Genomic DNA, 19760 nt, shown 5'->3' on the forward strand with positions numbered 1-19760 from the left:
GCGCGTTCGCCTCACCTCCCGGCGATTGGTTCGAGACGCTTCGCCAGCTTCGCGAGGGTCGAGCGCGAGCAATTGGTGGCCTTTACGATGGTGTTCCAGCTCTGCTTCTTGCGCAGCATGTCCATGATCGCCTCATTGCGCTCGGCGTCTTCGGGGCGACCCTTCATCTTCCCCTCAGCCCTCGCCTTGGCAATCCCCTGAGCCTGCCTGCGGCGTCGGTCGTCGTAGTCCTTGCGAGCGATGGCGGCGAGCATGTCGAGCAGCATCCCGTTGATCGCGTCGAACATCCGCCCGGTGAAGGCGTCCTCGGTCTTCAGCATCATGTGTGAGGTCGGCAAGTCCAGCGCTACGACCTTGACCTCTCGGTCCTTGATCTCACGCTTGAGCTGATCCCAGTCCTTGTCCGACAGGCGGCTCAGGCGGTCGACCTGTTCGGTCAGCAGAATGTCGCCGGGCTTGCTGTCCCTGAGCAGCCGGAACAGCTCTGGCCTGTGCAGCGAAGCCCCGCTCTCGTTCTCCTCGTAGGTGGCCGCAATGGTCAGACCACGTTCCTTGCAGAACGCCTCAAGGTCTCCTCGTGCGCGCCCCGCGTCCTGTTCCTTGGTCGAGGCCCTGAGGTAGGCTCGAATGAATGTCACGGTGCCCTCCAGTTCGGTTTGACTGGTTCGCTAATAGATGGTTCGGTTTGACTGGTCAAGAGGCATTTATCGAACCAACATCAGCCCGGTACGGAAAGGGCACACCCAAAGAGACTGGGTGAAATGCCTGTTCAAATCACCGTCACGACAGCGCTAAATTGTAGCGCCGTGCCCGACGAGGAAGATGGAATGAGAGAAGACGAGCGCATTTCGATCGTTAAGGAACTCCTCTTTGCCTACGTGAAGAGCCCGTCCCTCCGCCATATCCGCGACCCCTACTCGCTGATCAGATTGGCGCAGGAGATCGTTAGGCGAATTGACCGAGGCAATTCGATCTGGAGGAAGTGGGACGGGCAACGCGAGGTCCTTCTCAAGTCCGCCCTGGGTTGTTGGATACCAGTCGAGGCTCTGCGCGACTTCATCAATGAAATGCCAGGGCCACAGGTTACGACGACAGATGTCGACCAGCGCCTGAGAGCGTTCGAGGACGAGGAATACTTCTCATACCCAAAAGAGCAGCTTCGCCCTGGGTGCCTCGCGCTTTACGAGAAGGAAAGAGCCCACGGTACTGAGCTTCCGGCCATCATCGGCTTGCTCAGGGACCACGTGGAGCGGGAAGAGGAACGGCTTCGGGTTGAGCAGGAAGAACGGTACAAGAGATCGCGTGAGGAGGACCGGATAGCTCGCGAACAGCGGCTCCTGTCAGGCGCAGACTGCAAGTGGACGCAGCTCCAGAAATCCCCTCACTGGTTTTGCCGCGTCAATGGCAGGACATACCGTCTCTCACCGACGAAAGACAAAATGTGGAACCTCTACCGCGTCAATTCGGTCTCGGAAGAGGATGAGAAGGGCTTGATAGGGAAGTACCAACGGCGCGGAGACGCGACGAAAGTGGTCTCACAAATGGCCTATCAGCCGGAGCCAAAGTGGTAAAGCATGAAATCGGAGCCTTGGCGTATTGGCCGTGGTGCAACGACAGTCCGTACCTGATAGATCATTTCGATTGTTGACGCTGTCCAACCCCGGCCAAGTGGAGAACGCATGAACGACAAACCAGACCGGGAGCGACAGCTTGTCATCCAAATCGTGAAGGGAGCAACTCCCGAGCAAGCCGACGCGCTCCGCACGTGGGCGTTGAAGCTCCTTGAAATCCGCCAGTCGGACTTGCCGGCGCGAACGAAGGCCAAACTGGCCGTAGCTGCAACCGTGCAAGGCAAAGTCGTAGGACCAATGCTCAAGAATGCGCTCGGGCGTGCGAAGAGCCTTGGGTGGGACAACAGGACTATGGCCCAGCGCCTCGGGCTCGGTGGCGCAGTCTTGGGGGTAGCAGTATTTGGCGGTCATAGTGCGGGGATTGCCGCTCTCGGGGTGGGCGTCGGGGTGCCCCTCTGGGCGGTACTGGGAGCCGGGTCGATGTTTGCAACGTATCTTTATGAAGAGCTTACCGAGGCCGCAGCGAGCGCCAAGAGTGGAGCTACCTACACGGTCATAGACGCGGACAAAGAGGACGGGCCGACGGCCTCAAGGAAAAGCCCGCCCCAAACACCGGCAGGATAACCCGTGGCCCAGGGTGCGTGTGTGAGGGTCTAATAACATGGCCGCATCGACAAACGGCTCTGGCGCGCCACCCATCGGGTGATGCGACGCTGTCATAGCGTCCGAAGGCCGAAAGGGGGTACGGGGGTAATCGCGCGCTGCCGCATATCTGATCGGGGTCAGAAAAATCTGTACCAAACATTCCCGACCTCCATTAGCGTCCCCTGATGGCACTCCACTGGTTCAACCCTCCGGTCTACGTTAGGACTGACCGACCTGGCATTCGCTTCGGGGTCAGCCATGTAGAGGGTGCCTCCGAGCAACTCCTCAAGTGGACCCAGCGCGGCCCTAAGTGGAAGCAGGCTGTCGAGACTTGCATGGCCGCCATGGAAGGCGATGTGCCCCCTCAGGACGCCCGTAGGGCATTCGAGGCGGCAGCCAAGGAAGAGAAGATGTTCTTTCCGCCCGCCTGAGCCGGGCCACGTTCGCATCACACCTCCTCGGAACCTTGACACGGCGCTCAAGCCCCTCGAAGAGAGACATTGGGCAGGCTGCGCCAGTCAGCCGGGCAGGAGAAAATACGAGCATGAGACGATTTCTTTTGGTTGCCCTCGCTGGACTGGCATTCACGCCGGCTATGGCCGAGAATATCCTCCCGATCAAAGCCGAGGATAGCCGCTGGATCGAACCCGAGGGTAACCGCTTCAGGCTCGCGTCGGCCATCCGGCGCTTTAACTACGACTGCCCGGAGGCCAAGCTGGGGGACATCGTTGTTGGCACGGAAAAGACCCTCTTGATACAATGCGGTCCTGCCGATGGCACAAAGAGGGTAATCGAGGGCCAGCTCTACTACCTCAACGTCGCGGCTGACAACTACGTGACCAGAGCGCCCGCGCCATCATCTTCGTGGTGGCCGTGGTAGCATCTCAACTTGTGGCTCGGCCTGCGAGATAGACGTGCCACAAACCAGCACCTTCATTCTATGTTTGGGACGTCGCCACCTACCAAGAGTGTCCCAGTAGCCTACGCTATGGCTGCGTAGCGTCGTCGCTCAATTCGCTCAAAATGCCGCCCTTCAAAGTGGGGCGTGGCTGGAAATGGACAAGCCCGCGCCGCTCTTCGGGATCGAACCCAGCACGCCGGATCGCGCCAAAGATGCGGGCCTCCACCCAATCCGCACCTTCCTTCAGCAGATCGAGCGAGTTTCGACCCTCGAAGGGGCCGCCTTTCATCAACAGCACAGGCTTGGCATCATCGTCGGCCAGCGCCAGCAGCGAGAGCCGAGCAGCCCGGAATGTGCCGTCTGGCTTTATCCATTGCTCGTAAGCGCGCCACTGATATTCGTGGATGACGTTGTCACGTTCCTGCCGAAGGAAATCCCAAAAGATCGCGTGATGTTCCCTCTGGTCTTTGATGGCATTCCACTCGACCGTGATCTCTTGCCTGATACGAGGCGAAAGGCACGATTTTGCGTCAACCCGGAACAAGTCGATCGCCGTCCTAAGGACCGCGCAGGTGCCTATCCAGATGACCTTCCACTCCGACAGCAGGAACGTCGCCTCTGCAAGCCGTTCGTCAAGGTGACGGATGCCGCTGCGGCCGTCGGACAGCGCGCGGTAAGAGGAGAGGAAATACTTCACGGGCACATAGCTGTTCGCGTACTTCGTCGGGACTGTCATCTGAGGCCGGGCCTTTTGACTTTCGTGTCTATTTGTTCTTCATTTCCACTTTGGGAGCGAGGGCACCATGCAAGTGGAAAAGGTCGATCCGATAAGGATCAAGTTCGATGGATTGGATGCGGACAGACACATCGTTGAACTTGAACCGCTTGCGCTTTCACTTCGTGGCGCCTCCAAGCTCATAGCGTCTGGTGGTCAGGTGGCGCTCACCGGACGCTATTCAAAGCGCGAGATAGGCAATTCTGTAAAGGTCTATGCACTGCCTCCACAGCCTGGGTCCTATGACATCTGGGTACTGGTTCAGGCTGGGTTTGGATTGGCAGCGGCCGTGACCGTTCCACTACTCCCTTACATCGATGTTGCAATCAGAACAGCGGCGACCAAGGCAACTGAAGCCTTGGTAAATGCAACCATCGCCCGTTGGGCCAACAAACCCAAAGAAATGGACGCTGCTAACAAGGTCGCGGTAAGGGCTTTGGAGGAAATGGGGCATACGGCACGGGCTGCTATTCAAATGGCGGAACGGCTATCACTATCAAACCATGCGGGCGTAAAGATGCTGGTCAGCCCAATCGGGACATCGGCTCAAACACTTCAAGTCGGCCATCTGGACAGTGGGGCTTTCCCGGTAACGGAAACGGATCGAGCTGAGATCGAGAAAGTCGAGCCCATAGAGATAGGGGCCGAGCAGGTAATGACGATAAGCATTTCCGAACTCGACTTGGTAACCAAGACCTGTAAAGTCTCTGTCGTTGGCGACGAGCAGCCAAACCGCCGGGTTTCCGGGCAAATCACCGACCCGTTGCTGGGGGTTCCAAACAATCCCTACTCGACAGCGTTTGATCGGCAAATTCCGATAGCGGTCAAATGCAAGCCGCAATACTCAGAAGGCGAGATTGACCGCATCTTTATCTCGGATGCAATGCAAGAATAGACGGTCACGAAACCGATCTGTTCACGGTGGCGAGCGCCTTCTCAAGCGCCCGTCTGGCGACCTCAAGCCTCGCCTCGTCGCCCCCATAGTCCTCCCCAACGCTGCCTGAGGAGTGCCCAAGGATGATGTCTTGGTCTGACTTGCTGACGCCAGCCAGTCGCAGCCGATCTTTCATCAGGTGACGAAGTGAATGCGTTGTGGCCTTTGGGTCCGCCACGCAAGCCCTAACGTGTTTCCCGAGGGCTGCTGAAGCGGACGCGGGACCCCGAGGTCGTCCATAGGCCGGAAACAGCATCATGGCATTGCCGGCAGCTTTGACGGCTTCCTTTGCGGCGTCCAGAGCGTCGCCGATCAAAGGGACGTTGCGCCGCGACACCTTATTCTTGATACGCCGGTCGTCATGCCACTCGACCGTGATGTGTGGAATGGCGTGGTCAAGGTTCACGTCCGACACACGAAGGCCCGACACCTCAGCAAGGCGGCATCCGGTTCCATTTAGAATTGTCCAAATGTGCCTAAGGTCCGTCTTGGCATGGTAGGCGATGCGGGCGGTTATGGCTTCAACCTCGTCCAGGGTGAATGGCCGACGCTTGTCCTTGTCGGGCTCCGCCCTGTCCTTCGGCGCAGCCTCCAAGTTCATAAAGGGGTTGGTGGCGCCGGCTAAGTCAAATTCCCTTATGGCGTGGTTGATGACCGCGCGGACCACGTTCAAGTAACGGTCTACAGAAGACGCTTTGCGCCCATCGAGCATGTGATCGCGAACTTCCTTGGCGTCCTCGCGCTTGATGCTGGCCAGCTTGCGGTCCTTGCCAAGTGCCTCCACGACGAGCTTGAAGACCCGCTCAAGCTCCATCTGCTTCGTCTCGTCGTCCCCAACTCGCTCCTTAAGATAGAGCCTCTTGGCGTCCTCAAGGGTCGGGGCTGGCGTACCCGATGGGTTCAGCATCAGCGCGCGCGCCAATGCGGTGTCTGCCTCGGTCGGGAGGAAATCGGGGAAGGGGAGGTCGTCGTCGTCGTCATCCTCGACATTGTCGAAATCTGGAACGTACTTGCGGGCAATCTTCTCGACGGCCTTCATTCTGGCCTGCCAGTCCGTGTCATGCTCGATCTCGTCGAGAGACGGGAAGTCCCGGTCTTGGCGGAAGCCCATCTTGCGGGCAGCGGCTATGCCGTCGCGGAAATGACCCCATTCAGTTGGGGCAGGCCCATTGGCGCGCTTGGTCGCGTCGGCCAAGAGTTTCTCAGCCTCAGCGTGAACTCTCGGATATTTCCTAAGCGCCTCCTGCTCGGTGGCCCCAAGCGGCACGAGGTGTTCTCGCTTGCCCAAAACGGTCCGAAGTTCGTCAGGGATTTTGCGCCTGTAGCGCCATCCGGCTTTGCCGCGTTTCTGTATATGCTTCACGTCAATCTTCATGCTCAGGGTACCCCGCAGTGTATCGCGCGGTGTATCTCTGGGGAAGCGGAAACCCTTGCAATCCTTGGGCTTCAAGACTTTTCTGGTGATAGTGGCTCCCCGGGCCGGATTCGAACCAGCGACCAACCGGTTAACAGCCGGTTGCTCTACCACTGAGCTACCGGGGAACGGAGGCTCTTTGAGCAAGTGGCGCAGCCTATAGCAAACCCGTTTCGGCTTTGCAAAGCAGCATTTCGCATTTTGTCGAGACTTTTTCGCCCGGTGGTTTCTCGCAATCGGCTTTGCCCACCCACATATTAGCCGTCTTGGCGACGGGCGCGGAACCGAAAGGGCGGTCGCGGCTTTCGTAAAATGGCATTATCTGGCCCCCAGACAGGCAGTTTTTCGCAATGACGGCAGCGGACGAAAACCGGATACCCGCACGAAAGATCTCGGTTTTCGGGCGCGAATTCACCATGCCGCAGTCGCGCGGTCTCAGAATCACCATCGGCGTGCTTTTGACGATTGGCGGCCTTCTGGGGTTCCTGCCGATCCTTGGCTTCTGGATGGTGCCGCTCGGACTGCTGGTACTCTCCTACGAAATCGCCATGGTCCGCCGCCACCGGCGCCGCTTGGTCGTCTGGTGGGAGCGGCGACGCCGGCCGGACTGAGCGGCCCTTGCCGACGCACCTCGCACGGCGGTGGCCTTCGAAGAGAATCAATCTTGGCGCCGTCTCTCCGTGCCAGATTCCTCCGAATCGGGTTGCGCGCCTGCCTTCAAATCCTCGCTGATCTCCTTCAGGACCGCGGAAGCCGAGGCCAGACGCGCGCGGTCACGCGGTGACAGCCTGCCGGTGCCTTCAATTCTCAGGCAGTCGATGGCATAGCGCACCAGTTCCTCGCACCCCAGCAGCGGCACGCTTTCCGTTTCGTGCGTTTCATCCTTTGGTTTTGCCATGGGCATGGCGCAGTCTCCCTGTTTCTCAACGCAAGCCGGTGCGCGGCGTTTCGCTCGATCATCCGCCATGCTTAATGGATTGCTAATAGGGCGGCCGTGACGGCGATCTGACAGGGGGGCGGAGCCGGCGCAGAGGAAAGCGTTCGGAATACGTCGTGGCCGCTTGACGGCATTTTCGCCGCAACCTATTGGAACCGGGTGGAACGCCGGGAGCAAAGAGGCCTCGTGGCGGAGTGGTTACGCAGAGGACTGCAAATCCTTGCACCCCGGTTCGATTCCGGGCGAGGCCTCCAATGCCCAGGCTCCCGCGCGTCAGCGCCGGAGCCTGAAGTTCCGGTCGAAATGAACCGCGATTCTGACGCGGCAAGCAGATTGGTTGGAACATGAGCGCTGATTTTTCCGAACTTCGCATCAAGATGGTCGATGGTCAGGTTCGCACCACCGACGTGACCAGCGCGCCGTTGCTCGACGCGATGCTTTCCGTGCCGCGCGAGGTTTTCGTCGGCGATCGCCAGCGCGATCTGGCCTATATCGACGAGGACATCCGTATCGCCGGCAGCGCCGATGGCCCGCGATACCTGATGGAAGCTTCGCCGCTGGCCAAGCTGATGCAACTGGCCGAGATCAGCGTGGCCGATTCGGCGCTCGATGTCGGCTGCGGCACCGGCTACGCCTCGGCGATCCTGTCGCGCCTGGCGAGATTCGTCGTGGCGCTCGAAAGCGATTCGGCCTTGGCGCAAACCGCCGCGTCGACCCTGTCCAGCCTGGGCTGCGGCAATGTGACCGTGGTTCAGGGCGCACTGGCGCAAGGCCATGCGGCCAAGGCACCTTACGATGTCATCTTCATCGGCGGCAGTGTCGGCAAAGTGCCTGCGTCGCTGCTCGACCAACTCGCCGAAGGTGGACGCCTGGTCGCGGTCGAAGGACAGGGCAATTCCGGCGTGGCGCGGCTTTTTTTCAAGGGTGGGGGGGTTGTAACCGGGAGAAGGGCATTTAATGCGGCAATTAAGCCACTACCCGGCTTCGAACGTGAGCATGCTTTCGAATTCTGAATGATTTGGCCTTGCAGCAAAGGCTTTGTCATGGTCGCTTGCATTTGAACGATCGTTGCTGATCCCAGACTGGGGGCACTTTGGGCCGAGCGACAGGGAACATGAAACACGCCACGCCGGCTGCTCCAGAAGGAGAAGCCGGCGCGGCGCGGTTCCCATGGAAAACGAATGAGGGATATACCGTGCCGTCAGTACGCAAATCACTTTTCACCGCCGTCCTTGTTTCGGCGACCGCACTATCCCCACTGGCTGCATCGGCTGAAACCATCACCGGTGCCCTAGCAAAAGCCTATCAGTACAATTCCACACTGAATGCATCGCGTGCCGGCGTGCGTGTGACCGACGAGAGCGTGGCCATTGCCAAGTCGGGCTGGCGTCCGACGGTTACCGGATCGGCCAACATCGACTATACGAACACGCGCCGGGCAAATGGTGGCGGCAATTCGAAGCTGACAAGCGGCAGCTACGGCATCCAGATCAACCAGTCGCTGTTCGACGGTTTCCAGACGAGAAACAACGTGGCGGCGGCTGAATCCCAGGTCAAGGCGTCGGTCGAAAGCCTGCGAAACACCGAAGAGAACACCCTGTTCAATGCGGCTACCGCCTATATGGACGTGATTCGCGACCGGCAGATCGCGGTGCTGACCGAACAGAACCTGCAGTTCCTGACCGAGCAGGCACGCGCCGCGCGCTCGCGCTTCGAGGTCGGCGAAGGCACCCGCACCGATGTCGCGCAGGCCGATGCCTCGCGCGCTTCCGCGGTGGCATCGCTGAGCGCGGCCCGCGCGCAGGCGCTGGCAAGTGCCGCGACCTATCACCAGGTCGTCGGTGACGAGCCCGGCAAGCTCAAGCCTGCTTCGCCATTGGGCAGGTTGCTGCCGTCGAGCCTTGACGCCGCTATCGCCATCGGCTCGGCCGAACATCCGGCCATCCTTGCCACCCAGCATCTGGTCGACGCCGCGGGGTTCACGGTGAAATCGTCCGAGGGCGCGCTGTTGCCGCAGTTGTCGGCTTCGGCCGGCGTTTCGGAAAACTACCGCAACTCCATCCCCGACGTGACGGGTTCCAACGGCAATTCGACCTCGGCCAATATCGGCGCGACGCTGACCATCCCGATCTATTCCGGCGGCCGGACCTCGGCGATCGTGCGGCAGAACAAGGAGTCGCTCGGGCAAGCGCGTATCCAGGTCGACGTCAGCCGCGACCAGGTCCGCCAGGCTGTCGCCACGGCATGGTCGCAATACACCGCCGCGCAGCAAAGCGTATCCGCCAACAGGCAGGTGATCGAAGCCGCACAATTGGCGCTGAACGGCGTCATCGAGGAGCGCAATGTCGGCCAGCGCACGACGCTCGACGTGCTCAATGCACAGGCCACCGTAATCACGGCCAAGATCAACCAGGCCAATTCCGAACACGACGTGGTCGTGGCGAGCTATGCCATCCTCTCCGCGATCGGCCACCTGTCGGTCGACCGGCTTGCGCTGCAGGTGACGAAATACAAGCCCGAAGAGCACTACAACGCCGTCAAGGACAAGTGGATCGGCCTGCGCACGCCGGACGGCCGCTAGGCCTTTCGTTCGAACGGCGTTTCCGGGTTGAGCGGTTCGATCGGAAACGCCTGACTGTCGTTGTCCTTCGATGGGTTGCTGACGGGGGCCGTCACGCGGCTTTGGCGGAATCGCTCTAATCTGTTGAAATCCCACATGTCCCCAGATTGGGGATTCTCGTGCGGCGATCCGTCGGTTACGCTGTCGTCATGATTCGAATCCGGCTGTTGCCGGAGCGGAAACCTGCAACGGGTCACAAGGGCGGCGGATGTGACGATGGCAACGGCAAGCAGCGCACAGCGCGAACCCTCCATGGAAGAGATACTGGCTTCCATCAGGAGGATCATCGAAGACAGCGACAACGGTCGCAAGCAGCCTGGCGAGGCCGATGAGTTGCAGCAGGATTTGGAGCCCGCGCCGAGTGCTGTTGCGGCCGCCGATATAGACGCGTTCCGCGCCGAACTGCATGCCGTTCCCGAGGTCAGGAAACCGGCCGCTATGGCGGAAGTCCAGGCGCCAGCCGTACAGCCGGCGATCGCACGCACGGAAGCGCCGCCACGTGCCGATCCGGCTGTTGGCAGGACGCCGACGACATTGGCCGAGGTCAGCGCCCGGGTTGCCGCCGAGCCGGTGCCCAGCCGCGACGCGCCAGCGGCTCCCGCGGAGCTTGCGGCGAGTGAAGCCATTATCGCCGATTGGCGTCGCGAGATCGCGGCGGTTGGCGAGCAAGCCAAGGCGATGCCGGACCGGAGCATCCGCAAGCCAGCGGCACGGCCGGAGGTGGCGGCGAGCGAAACGGCGGTGGACCCCGCGACCGAGCGGTCTTCGTCGAGCGATGCTCCGGGCACGGCCCAGGCGCGCGCGGCGGCAAACGAAGCGCATGCGGTGCGTCCCGCGATTCTTTCCGAACATACCGGCCGGCAGGTTGCTGCCGCCTTCGGCGAACTGTCCGACGCCTTTGCAAGCCGCAGCAAGAAGACATTCGACGAGATGGCCGAAGAAATGCTGCGGCCGATGCTGCAGGATTGGCTGGACAACAATCTGCCGACGCTGGTCGAAAGGCTGGTGCGCGAAGAGATCGAGCGCGTGGCACGCGGGGCACAGTAGCGTCCAGGCTTGCATTCCAGAAGAAGCGCCGCCGTCGAGGCGGCGTTTCTCGTTGTGGCGAGGTCAACCGCTGGTCGCCGAACTGGCAAAGGCGATCAAATTGCCGTCGGGGGTCGCTGACAATGAAGGTGCGGGAGCCCCAGGGCTCGGTTCGCAACGATGCCTTACGGCCGTCCGTTGAAATGAACAGGGCCGCGCCTATCTGCTTGTGATGATCCCGGGCGGCCTCGCGGTTGACTTGGCCAGGACCTTCCGATTTACACCGAACCAGCAAAATCCCGACAGCGCGGACCGTTTCCCCATGCTTGAAAAGACCTACGACGCCAAGACCGTCGAGCCGAAGATCGCCAAGGTGTGGGAGGAAGCCGACGCGTTTCGCGCCGGCGCCGGGGCGGAGGAGGGGGCCGAGGCCTTCACCATCGTCATTCCGCCGCCCAATGTCACTGGCTCGCTGCATATGGGCCATGCGCTCAACAACACGCTGCAGGACATTCTGGTTCGCTTCGAGCGCATGCGTGGCAAGAACGTCCTGTGGCAGCCCGGCATGGACCATGCCGGCATCGCCACGCAGATGGTGGTCGAGCGCCGGCTGATGGAAAAGCAGATCCATCGCCGCGATCTCACCCGCGAAGAATTCATCGAGAAGGTTTGGGAATGGAAGGCCGAATCGGGTGGGTTGATCTTCAACCAGCTGAAACGTCTCGGCGCCTCCGCCGACTGGTCGCGCGAACGCTTCACCATGGACGAGGGCCTGTCCAAGGCCGTGCTCGAAGTGTTCGTCACGCTCTATAAGGAAGGGCTGATCTACAAGGACAAGCGCCTTGTGAACTGGGACCCGAAACTGTTGACCGCGATCTCCGACCTCGAGGTCGAGCAGCAGGAGGTCAACGGCAATCTCTGGCATTTCCGCTATCCGATCGAAGGCGCGGCCTTCGATCCGGAAAACCCGAAAACCTTCATCATCGTGGCGACGACTCGTCCCGAGACGATGCTGGGCGACACGGCTGTCGCGGTGAATCCCGACGACGAGCGGTTCCAGCATCTCATCGGCAAGAACGTCGTCCTGCCGATCGTCGGGCGCAAGATCCCTGTCGTGGCCGACGAGTATTCCGATCCGGAAAAGGGGTCGGGAGCGGTCAAGATCACGCCGGCGCATGATTTCAACGACTTCGAGGTCGGCAAGCGCCACAAGCTGCCGGCGATCAACATCCTCACCGTCGAAGCCGCCATCAAGCTCAGGGATAATGAGGACTTCCTCGCCGGCCTCGAGGTGACACCAGAGCGTCAGGCGGTATGGGACGAACTCGACGGCCTCGACCGTTTCGTCGCGCGCAAGAAGATCGTCGAACTGATGGAGGCCGGCGGCTTCCTCGACAAGGTCGAGCCGCATCGCCATGCGGTGCCGCATGGCGACCGCGGCGGCGTGCCGATCGAACCGTTCCTCACCGAACAATGGTATGCCGATGCGGCCGAGCTCGCCAAGCCGGCGATCGCCTCGGTGCGCGAAGGTCGTACCAACTTCGTCCCGAAAAATTGGGAAAAAACCTATTTCGACTGGATGGAGAACATCCAGCCCTGGTGCATTTCACGCCAGTTGTGGTGGGGACATCAGATTCCGGCCTGGTATGGGCCGGACGGCCGCGTCTTCGTCGAGAAGACCGAGGAAGAGGCGCTGAGTGCGGCGATCGAATATTATTTGGCTCTGGAAGGGCCATGGAAGGCCTGGGTCGAGGACAAGCTCGAGAACTTCAAGCCGGGCGAGATCCTGATCCGCGACGAGGATGTGCTCGACACCTGGTTTTCGTCGGCGCTGTGGCCGTTCTCGACGCTTGGCTGGCCGGACCAGACACCGGAGCTGAAGACCTACTACCAGACCGACGTGCTGGTCACCGGCTTCGACATCATCTTCTTCTGGGTTGCCCGCATGATGATGATGGGCCTGAACTTCATGGACGAGGAACCGTTCCACACCGTCTATGTCCATGCGCTGGTGCGCGACAAGAACGGCGCCAAGATGTCGAAGTCGAAAGGCAACGTCATCGACCCGCTCGATCTCATCGACGAATATGGCGCCGACGCATTGCGCTTCACCCTGACCGTGATGGCGGCGCAGGGGCGCGACGTGAAGCTCGACCCGGCGCGCATCGCCGGCTACCGCAATTTCGGCACCAAACTGTGGAACGCGACGCGCTTTGCCGAGATGAACGAAGTCGCGCGCAATGACGATTTCTGGCTGAACGACGCCAAGCTGGCGGTCAACCGCTGGATCCTGACCGAGTTGACGCGCGCCGCGCGCGAGATCACCGACGGCATCACCTCGTACCGCTTCAACGAGGCGGCTGGAGCGGCCTACCGCTTCGTCTGGAACCTGTTCTGCGACTGGTATCTGGAACTGCTGAAGCCGGTGTTCATGGGCACGGACGAGGCGGCCAAGGCTGAAAGCCGCGCTTGCGTCGCCTTCGTGCTCGACGAGATTTACAAGCTGCTTCATCCGATGATGCCGTTCATGACCGAAGAGTTGTGGGCGCAAACGGCGGGCGAAGGCAGGGAACGGGCCTCGCTGCTGTGCCATGCCGCATGGCCGTCGCCGGATTTCGAGGACGCGGAAGCAGCCGCCGACATCAACTGGCTGGTCGATCTCGTCTCCGGCATCCGCTCGGTGCGCTCTGAGATGAACGTGCCGCCGGCGGCCATTGCGCCGCTCGTGGTGGTCGGCGCCAACGACGTGACGCGCGAACGACTGGTTCGCGAGGAGTTCGCGATCAAGCGGCTGGCGCGCGTCGGCGACATCTCGCTCGCCGATGCGGCACCCAAGGGGTCGGCGCAGATCGTGCTCAACGAGGCGACGATCTGCCTGCCGCTTGGCAGCCTGATCGACCTCACGGCGGAGGCCGTGCGGCTGCAAAAGGAACTGGTCAAGGTGACCGAGGAAATCGCGCGCCTGCACAAGAAGCTGTCGAATGAGAAATTCGTCGCCAGCGCGCCGGCCGAGATCGTCGAAGGCGAACGGGAAAAGCTCGCAGAATATCGCGACGCGCAGGACAAGCTTTCGGTGGCGCTGACCAGGGTTCGTGACGCCGGCTGAAGGGCAGATTCGGGAGATTTTAGCGCCCTCTAAAATGGGCGGTCTCGTGCCTCGAAAACCGGCATTCCGTTGCGTTAATGTTGACGTAAACGGAAGTTTTTGCCCCATTGTTGCCATAATGTAACAATGGGGCCGCAGACCGCTTAAATCGGCCTTTTTTGAGCCTTTCCGGTCGCTTTTTCCCTCTTTTGGAGCGGTGAACCTCACCAAAGACCGTTTTTTGGCGTCGCGGCGTCCGCCTGCATTTTGCCCGAAATGCGTTGGGCGAACATGTACATGTACGCCCAACGTATTCGTTATTGCACCGTTAACGTGAATTGGTTCTAGCTTGATCCAATAGTTATTCGGGGAGGATGTCCATGAACAATTTGCGTCTGAAAGCACTGCTGGGGGCAGGGTGCTTTTCGTTGGCTTTGATGGGTTCGGCGATGAACCCGGCGCATGCCGGCGGCATTGAGCGCGGTGGCTACGACATCGATTTGCTTTTCGATCCTGCGCCGTTCGCCACGGAAGCGGAAGCGACTTATGTGATGCCGCAACGCAAGCTTAAGAATGCGGTGGATACAGATCCAAGTGACGGAAACGTCACGTTCTTGGGCAGCACGGCGAATGACAGCGAGAACTATTGGGTGCCGCGCATCGGCGTCAAGGCGCAGGTCGTCCAGGGCGTCGATTGTATGTTCGACTATTCGCAGCCCTGGGGTGCACACACCAATCCGGGTCTTTGGGCCGGTGCCGAGTCCAATATGGAAACCGACATCAAGAGCAACAATTATGCCGGCACCTGCTCCTACAAGATGGACGCCGGCAAAGGTCAGGTCCGCTTCATCGGGGGCGTCTACTATCAGGAAGTCTATGGCTTCAAGGAAGACCTGGTGTCGCCGCTGGTGCCGGGCTTCCAGGGCACCGGCCGAGTCGATCTCAAAGGCACCGGGTGGGGCTGGCGCGCTGGCTTGGCCTATGAAATCCCTGAGATCGCGCTGCGCGCTAGCCTCGTCTACAATTCGCGGGTCAAGCTCGACAACATCACGGGCACGCTGGATTTGACGCATGTCGGCAGTGTCGTGCTGCCGATCTACGGCGCGACCGAGTACATGCCGGACACGGTGGAATTGAAGTTGCAGTCAGGCATAGCGCCCGGCTGGCTTGCCTTTGGTTCGCTCAAGTGGGTCAACTGGAGCCTACTGCAGAGTGTTCCGATTTGCGTGCAAGGTACTCCCGCCGCGGCATGCGTTACAGGTGATGCTCTGCATTCAGGTCAGATCACGTCGCTGGATCTGATGTATCGTGACGGCTGGACGGTTGCGGGCGGCATCGGTCATAAATTCAACGATGAGTGGAGTGCGGCTGGGCAGCTTTCCTGGGATCGCGGCACCTCGCATGGCTTTGGGTCGCAAACCGACACCTGGACGCTGGGCGGCGGCGTCGCCTACACGCCCAAGCCCAACATCGAGGTTCGTCTGGCTGGTGCGATCGGCGTCCTGACCAGCGGCCATTCGGGTACAGTGGCAGGTGAGAACGGCTACGTCGCCGGTAAAGAGGTCAGCTATGACTTCGGCAACGACCTAGTCACCGCGATTTCGGGCGGCCTCAAGATCAAGTTCTAAGCCTCTGAAAATGGTAGTAAAAGGCCGGGCGATGCTCGGCCTTTTTCGTTTGAGCCTGGGTTGCCGTCAAGTCTGTTATCCAAGCGGCGATGCATATAAGCCGCGCTCTCCGCCGCCTCGCGCAATTGTGACGTTTCAGCAACACTTTCTGAACAACCCCTCCGCTAAGGGGCAGGCCGAGGAAATTGCCCATTTCCCGCCATAAACCCGGCGCACCTCGATCTTGTCCCGGGACATGCGCCAAAAGGCTCGGCGATGGGACGGGCCGCACCGCCCGCGGCAAGGATGAGAATGGACGCCAAGGTCATTTCAAAGGCTAAGCTCCCTAGCCGCCATGTGACTGTCGGTCCGGCGCGTGCGCCGCACCGGTCCTATCTCTATGCCATGGGCCTGTCGGCGGCCGAGATCGCGCAGCCGCTGGTCGGCGTCGCGTCCTGCTGGAACGAAGCGGCACCCTGCAACATCTCGCTGATGCGCCAGGCGCAGGTGGTCAAGAAGGGCGTCGCAGCCGCCAACGGCACACCGCGCGAGTTCTGCACCATCACCGTCACCGACGGCATCGCCATGGGCCACCAGGGCATGAAGTCGTCCCTGGTGTCGCGCGAAGTCATCGCCGATTCGGTCGAGCTCACGATGCGCGGCCATTGCTACGATGCGCTGGTCGGCCTCGCCGGCTGCGACAAGTCGCTGCCCGGCATGATGATGGCCATGGTGCGGCTCAACGTGCCGTCGATCTTCATCTATGGCGGTTCGATCCTGCCCGGCAGCTATCGCGGCCGCCAGATCACGGTGCAGGATGTGTTCGAGGCGGTCGGCCAGCACTCGGTCGGCACGATCGACGATGCCGAGCTGCTTGAAATCGAGCAGGCCGCCTGTCCGTCGGCCGGTTCCTGCGGCGCCCAGTTCACCGCCAACACCATGGCCACCGTCGCGGAGGCAATTGGCCTCGCGCTGCCCTATTCCTGCGGCGCACCGGCGCCCTACGAAATGCGCGACCGTTTCAATTTCGCCTCGGGCGAAAAGATCATGGAGCTGATCGCGAAAAACGTCCGCCCGCGCGACATCGTCACGCTGAAGGCGCTGGAAAACGCGGCGACCGTGGTTTCGGCCACCGGCGGCTCGACCAATGCGGCACTGCATCTGCCGGCGATCGCGCATGAGGCGGGGATCAAGTTCGACCTGTTCGACGTGGCGAAAATCTTCGAGAAGACACCCTACATCGCCGACCTCAAGCCAGGCGGCAAATATGTCGCCAAGGACATGTTCGAGGCAGGCGGCATCCCGCTGCTGATGAAGACGCTGCTCGACCACGGCTATCTGCATGGCGATTGCCTGACGGTCACTGGCCGTACTTTGGCCGAAAATATGGAGCATGTTGCCTGGAATGAACACCAGGATGTGGTCCGTCCGGCCAACAGACCAATTACCCAAACCGGCGGTGTCGTGGGGTTGAAGGGAAACCTTGCCCCCGAAGGCGCGATCGTGAAGGTCGCGGGCATGGCGGAGTTGAAATTCTCCGGCCCGGCGCACTGCTTCGATTCGGAAGAGGAATGTTTTGAGGCGGTGACGAACCGCGCCTATCAGGAAGGCGAGGTTCTGGTCATCCGCTATGAAGGACCACGCGGCGGCCCGGGCATGCGTGAGATGCTGTCGACGACTGCGGCACTCTACGGCCAAGGCATGGGCGGCAAGGTGGCGCTGATCACCGATGGCCGCTTCTCGGGCGCGACACGCGGCTTCTGCATCGGCCATGTCGGGCCGGAAGCGGCGGTGGGCGGCCCGATCGGTCTCATCAGGGATGGCGACGTGATCACGATCGACGCGGTGAACGGCACGATCGAGGTGGCGCTGTCCGAGAGCGAGCTGGCGGCGCGAGCGAAGACATGGAAGGCGCGCACGACCGACTATCAGTCTGGCGCGATATGGAAATACGCACAAACGGTAGGGTCCGCCAGGGATGGCGCGGTCACCCATCCGGGCGGTGCGAAAGAAACACACTGCTATGCGGATATCTGAGTTGTTGAAGTCAACACCAGAGTTGTTGAGGTCATCCGTCCTTTCGGCACTGGTCGCGGTTGCGATCTTTGGCGCCGTGGGCCAGGCCATGGCCTTCGACGACAAGGTGTTCGACGACAAGACCGGCGTGAAGCCGCAGTCGAGCCCCTGGGCGGTGTTCCAGTTCGGTTTCTCCGCCTACAAGAGTGGCCACAAGGAGCAGGCCGCCGAGGCCTATAAATACGCCGCCGAAAACGGCCAGATCGGCGCCACCTGGAAGCTTGCCCGCATGTATGCCGAAGGCGACGGCGTGGCCCGCGACGATTATGAGGCGTTCAAGTTCTTCTCGGAGATCGTCGACCAGGACGTCGAGCCCGGCTCTCCGGAAGAAAGCTACGTCTCCGACGCTCTGGTGGCGCTCGGCGACTATCTGCGCACGGGCATTCCAGGCAGCCCGGTCACCGAGAACGAGGTGGCGGCGCAGGAATACTACATGCGCGCCGCCGCCAACTACCGCAATCCGAACGCCCAGTTCGAGATGGGCCAGATGTTCCTGAAGGGCGAGGGCGGCGTGAAGGCCAGCGTCAAACAGGCCGGGCGCTGGTTCCAGCTCGCCGCCGAGAAGGGCCATGCCGGCGCACAGGCGACGCTTGGCCACCTGTTGTTCCAGAGCGGCAAGATCGTGCGCGGCCTGGCGATGATGACCGCGGCCCTCGAGCGTGCGTCGCCGGCCGATCAGCCCTGGATCCGCGGCATGCAGGAAGAGGCGTTCGCCGCGGCCGGCGAAGCCGACCGCCGCACCGCGATCTCGCTGGCGGACGATATCCTGACCAAGGGCAACAACACCGATCAGTAGGCTCTTTCTCCCGTCACCATGCGACGAGCGGAGGAGCGATCCGTGTAGTGGACGAAAAGCCAACTGCTTGGCTTTTCGAGCGACAAACGCCAGCAAGGCACTGAGGGGCAGCGTCGGCCTATCAAGGCTCGTCTCGACCTGAAGGCGAGGCAATCCAGAAGAAAATCAGTTTTCGGTCGGTTCCGTCGGCACCATGCTTGGCGCGGGTGTCGAGATCGGCGTGACGTGCACCTGCGGCGCCATGGTGTTTGCGGGGCAGCTATCGCCAACCTTGGTCCAGGATGTGTTGTTCAGCACCATGTCGCAGCGAGCCAAATGACTCTGATCGGCGACCGTCAGGCAGGCGACCTGGCCGACCGGATAGGATTTTCCATTGGCAAGACATTCCTGCGCGGCGAGGGCCGGCACGATCGCGACCGTGGCGAATGCCAAGCCGATCGGACAAAGAGCAAATCGAATGGTCATGGGAACCCCGGCCGCCATGATGATCTCCCATCATGCGTCGGAATGTGGCGATATAAGGTCCTCCGGCATCGGCGTGCCTGGCACTAGCCCGCAGCGGCAGGCCCCAGGTCAGGCCGGCAGCAAGGCGAGGTCGATGGCAACCGGGACGTGATCGGACGGTTTTTCCCAGGCGCGCACATGCTTTTCGATCGAGGCCGATGAGAACCTGTTCGCGGCTTCCGGCGACAACAGCAGATGGTCGATGCGGATGCCGTTGTTCTTCTGCCAGGCGCCGGCCTGATAGTCCCAGAAGGTGTAGGTGTCCGAGGCATCGGTGACCGCGCGCACCGCCTCGGTGAAGCCGAGGTTCAACAGCCGCCGGAAGGCTTGCCGCGTCTGCGGCTGGAACAGCGCGTCGCCCAGCCAGTTCTCGGGAAATCGCGCGTCGACCGGCTCGGGGATGACGTTGTAGTCCCCGGCCAGCACCAGCGCCTCTTCCAGCCTCAGGCGCTCCTGCGCCCAGCGCTCCAGCCGCGCCATCCAGGACAGCTTATAGGGAAACTTCTTCTCGTCATCGATCGGGTTGCCATTCGGCAAATAGAGCGAGGCGACGCGAAGCGCCCCCTTGTCGGTCGAGAACACGCCTTCGATGAAACGCGCCTGTTCGTCGGCATCGTCGCCCGGCAGGCCTTTGATAACCTCGTCGAAGCGCAGCTTCGACAGCAGCGCGACACCGTTGAAGCCCTTCTGACCGTGGATTTCGACATTGTAGCCAAGCGCCTCGATCTCGGCGCGCGGGAACTGTTCGTCGACCGTCTTGATCTCCTGCAGGCAGACGATGTCGGGCGCGCTTTCGGTCAGCCAATGGGTCAGGTTGCCGATGCGGGCGCGCACGCCATTGATGTTCCAGGTGACGATTTTCATGACGG

Annotated in this window: 20 protein-coding genes and 2 tRNA genes; 14 read left to right on the forward strand and 8 right to left on the reverse strand. The window is 61.2% G+C overall.

The window, feature by feature from the left end:
* Positions 1–11: 11 nt before the first annotated feature.
* Entirely contained in the window at positions 12–638 is a 627-nt protein-coding gene (locus tag O7A70_RS19615) for a recombinase family protein (protein WP_337141847.1), read from the reverse strand.
* A gap of 189 nt (positions 639–827) precedes the next feature.
* Between O7A70_RS19615 and O7A70_RS19620 the strand changes: the two genes are divergently transcribed.
* The 4 genes from O7A70_RS19620 to O7A70_RS19635 all read left to right on the forward strand — a co-directional run bounded on the left by O7A70_RS19620 (position 828) and on the right by O7A70_RS19635 (position 3096).
* A complete protein-coding gene (locus O7A70_RS19620; RefSeq protein ID WP_337141848.1) occupies positions 828–1571 on the forward strand; it encodes a hypothetical protein in 744 nt (247 codons plus the stop codon).
* A gap of 108 nt (positions 1572–1679) precedes the next feature.
* Positions 1680–2195: a hypothetical protein gene (locus O7A70_RS19625; RefSeq protein ID WP_337141849.1), complete on the forward strand. Its 516-nt coding sequence runs from the start codon at positions 1680–1682 to the stop codon at positions 2193–2195.
* Positions 2196–2401: 206 nt separating this feature from the next.
* The gene (locus O7A70_RS19630) at positions 2402–2647 is read left to right on the forward strand and encodes a DUF982 domain-containing protein (protein ID WP_337141850.1); all 246 of its coding nucleotides are present in this window, start codon (positions 2402–2404) and stop codon (positions 2645–2647) included.
* A 113-nt stretch (positions 2648–2760) separates the two neighbouring features.
* Positions 2761–3096 (forward strand): hypothetical protein, encoded by a 336-nt coding sequence (locus tag O7A70_RS19635; RefSeq protein WP_337141851.1) that lies wholly within the window; start codon positions 2761–2763, stop codon positions 3094–3096.
* Between the two features lie 106 nt (positions 3097–3202).
* Here O7A70_RS19635 and O7A70_RS19640 read toward each other — a convergent pair whose 3' ends face one another.
* A complete protein-coding gene (locus O7A70_RS19640) occupies positions 3203–3853 on the reverse strand; it encodes a hypothetical protein (RefSeq protein WP_337141852.1) in 651 nt (216 codons plus the stop codon).
* Between the two features lie 67 nt (positions 3854–3920).
* Here O7A70_RS19640 and O7A70_RS19645 point away from each other — a divergent pair, with 67 nt between their 5' ends.
* The gene (locus O7A70_RS19645; RefSeq protein ID WP_337141853.1) at positions 3921–4787 is read left to right on the forward strand and encodes a DUF7946 domain-containing protein; all 867 of its coding nucleotides are present in this window, start codon (positions 3921–3923) and stop codon (positions 4785–4787) included.
* 4 nt (positions 4788–4791) lie between these two features.
* On the opposite strand, the gene O7A70_RS19650 is transcribed toward O7A70_RS19645, so the two are convergent.
* Both O7A70_RS19650 and O7A70_RS19655 read right to left on the reverse strand, forming a co-directional pair.
* Positions 4792–6201 (reverse strand): tyrosine-type recombinase/integrase, encoded by a 1410-nt coding sequence (locus O7A70_RS19650; protein ID WP_337141854.1) that lies wholly within the window; start codon positions 6199–6201, stop codon positions 4792–4794.
* A 92-nt stretch (positions 6202–6293) separates the two neighbouring features.
* A tRNA-Asn gene (locus tag O7A70_RS19655) sits at positions 6294–6368 on the reverse strand.
* Positions 6369–6590: 222 nt separating this feature from the next.
* On the opposite strand from O7A70_RS19655, the gene O7A70_RS19660 reads away from it, so the two are divergent.
* On the forward strand, positions 6591–6851 hold the full coding sequence (locus O7A70_RS19660) for a hypothetical protein (protein WP_027146779.1): 261 nt from the start codon (positions 6591–6593) through the stop codon (positions 6849–6851).
* Positions 6852–6898: 47 nt separating this feature from the next.
* Here the strand turns inward: O7A70_RS19660 and O7A70_RS19665 are convergent, their stop codons facing one another.
* Entirely contained in the window at positions 6899–7207 is a 309-nt protein-coding gene (locus tag O7A70_RS19665; protein ID WP_337141855.1) for a hypothetical protein, read from the reverse strand.
* 150 nt (positions 7208–7357) lie between these two features.
* Here O7A70_RS19665 and O7A70_RS19670 point away from each other — a divergent pair.
* The 3 genes from O7A70_RS19670 to O7A70_RS19680 all read left to right on the forward strand — a co-directional run bounded on the left by O7A70_RS19670 (position 7358) and on the right by O7A70_RS19680 (position 9758).
* Positions 7358–7431 (forward strand) — tRNA-Cys (locus O7A70_RS19670).
* 90 nt (positions 7432–7521) lie between these two features.
* The gene (locus O7A70_RS19675; RefSeq protein ID WP_337141856.1) at positions 7522–8190 is read left to right on the forward strand and encodes a protein-L-isoaspartate O-methyltransferase family protein; all 669 of its coding nucleotides are present in this window, start codon (positions 7522–7524) and stop codon (positions 8188–8190) included.
* A gap of 182 nt (positions 8191–8372) precedes the next feature.
* Positions 8373–9758, forward strand: coding sequence for a TolC family outer membrane protein (locus O7A70_RS19680; protein ID WP_337141857.1), 1386 nt, complete (start codon positions 8373–8375; stop codon positions 9756–9758).
* Here O7A70_RS19680 and O7A70_RS19685 read toward each other — a convergent pair.
* Entirely contained in the window at positions 9755–10072 is a 318-nt protein-coding gene (locus O7A70_RS19685; protein ID WP_337141917.1) for a hypothetical protein, read from the reverse strand. The two genes, O7A70_RS19680 and O7A70_RS19685, sit on opposite strands and share 4 nt — an antisense overlap.
* Between O7A70_RS19685 and O7A70_RS19690 the strand changes: the two genes are divergently transcribed.
* The 5 genes from O7A70_RS19690 (at position 10014) to O7A70_RS19710 (ending at position 18387) form a co-directional block, all read left to right on the forward strand.
* Positions 10014–10844 carry a PopZ family protein gene (locus O7A70_RS19690; protein ID WP_337141859.1) on the forward strand — a complete coding sequence of 277 codons (831 nt, stop codon included), beginning with the start codon at positions 10014–10016 and terminating at the stop codon, positions 10842–10844. The two genes, O7A70_RS19685 and O7A70_RS19690, sit on opposite strands and share 59 nt — an antisense overlap.
* 301 nt (positions 10845–11145) lie before the next feature.
* Positions 11146–13929: a valine--tRNA ligase gene (locus O7A70_RS19695; RefSeq protein ID WP_337141860.1), complete on the forward strand. Its 2784-nt coding sequence runs from the start codon at positions 11146–11148 to the stop codon at positions 13927–13929.
* 359 nt (positions 13930–14288) lie between these two features.
* A complete protein-coding gene (locus O7A70_RS19700; RefSeq protein ID WP_337141861.1) occupies positions 14289–15536 on the forward strand; it encodes an OmpP1/FadL family transporter in 1248 nt (415 codons plus the stop codon).
* Between the two features lie 291 nt (positions 15537–15827).
* Positions 15828–17552, forward strand: coding sequence for a dihydroxy-acid dehydratase (ilvD, locus tag O7A70_RS19705; RefSeq protein WP_337141863.1), 1725 nt, complete (start codon positions 15828–15830; stop codon positions 17550–17552).
* On the forward strand, positions 17539–18387 hold the full coding sequence (locus O7A70_RS19710; RefSeq protein ID WP_027146788.1) for a tetratricopeptide repeat protein: 849 nt from the start codon (positions 17539–17541) through the stop codon (positions 18385–18387). Before ilvD ends, O7A70_RS19710 begins: the two co-directional genes overlap by 14 nt.
* A 165-nt stretch (positions 18388–18552) precedes the next feature.
* Here O7A70_RS19710 and O7A70_RS19715 read toward each other — a convergent pair whose 3' ends face one another.
* A complete protein-coding gene (locus O7A70_RS19715; RefSeq protein ID WP_337141864.1) occupies positions 18553–18870 on the reverse strand; it encodes a hypothetical protein in 318 nt (105 codons plus the stop codon).
* A gap of 90 nt (positions 18871–18960) precedes the next feature.
* On the reverse strand, positions 18961–19755 hold the full coding sequence (gene xth, locus O7A70_RS19720; RefSeq protein ID WP_140711439.1) for an exodeoxyribonuclease III: 795 nt from the start codon (positions 19753–19755) through the stop codon (positions 18961–18963).
* Between the last annotated feature and the right edge of the window lie 5 nt (positions 19756–19760).

The organism is Mesorhizobium sp. Cs1299R1N1, from assembly GCF_037179655.1.
GTDB lineage: Bacteria > Pseudomonadota > Alphaproteobacteria > Rhizobiales > Rhizobiaceae > Mesorhizobium > Mesorhizobium salmacidum.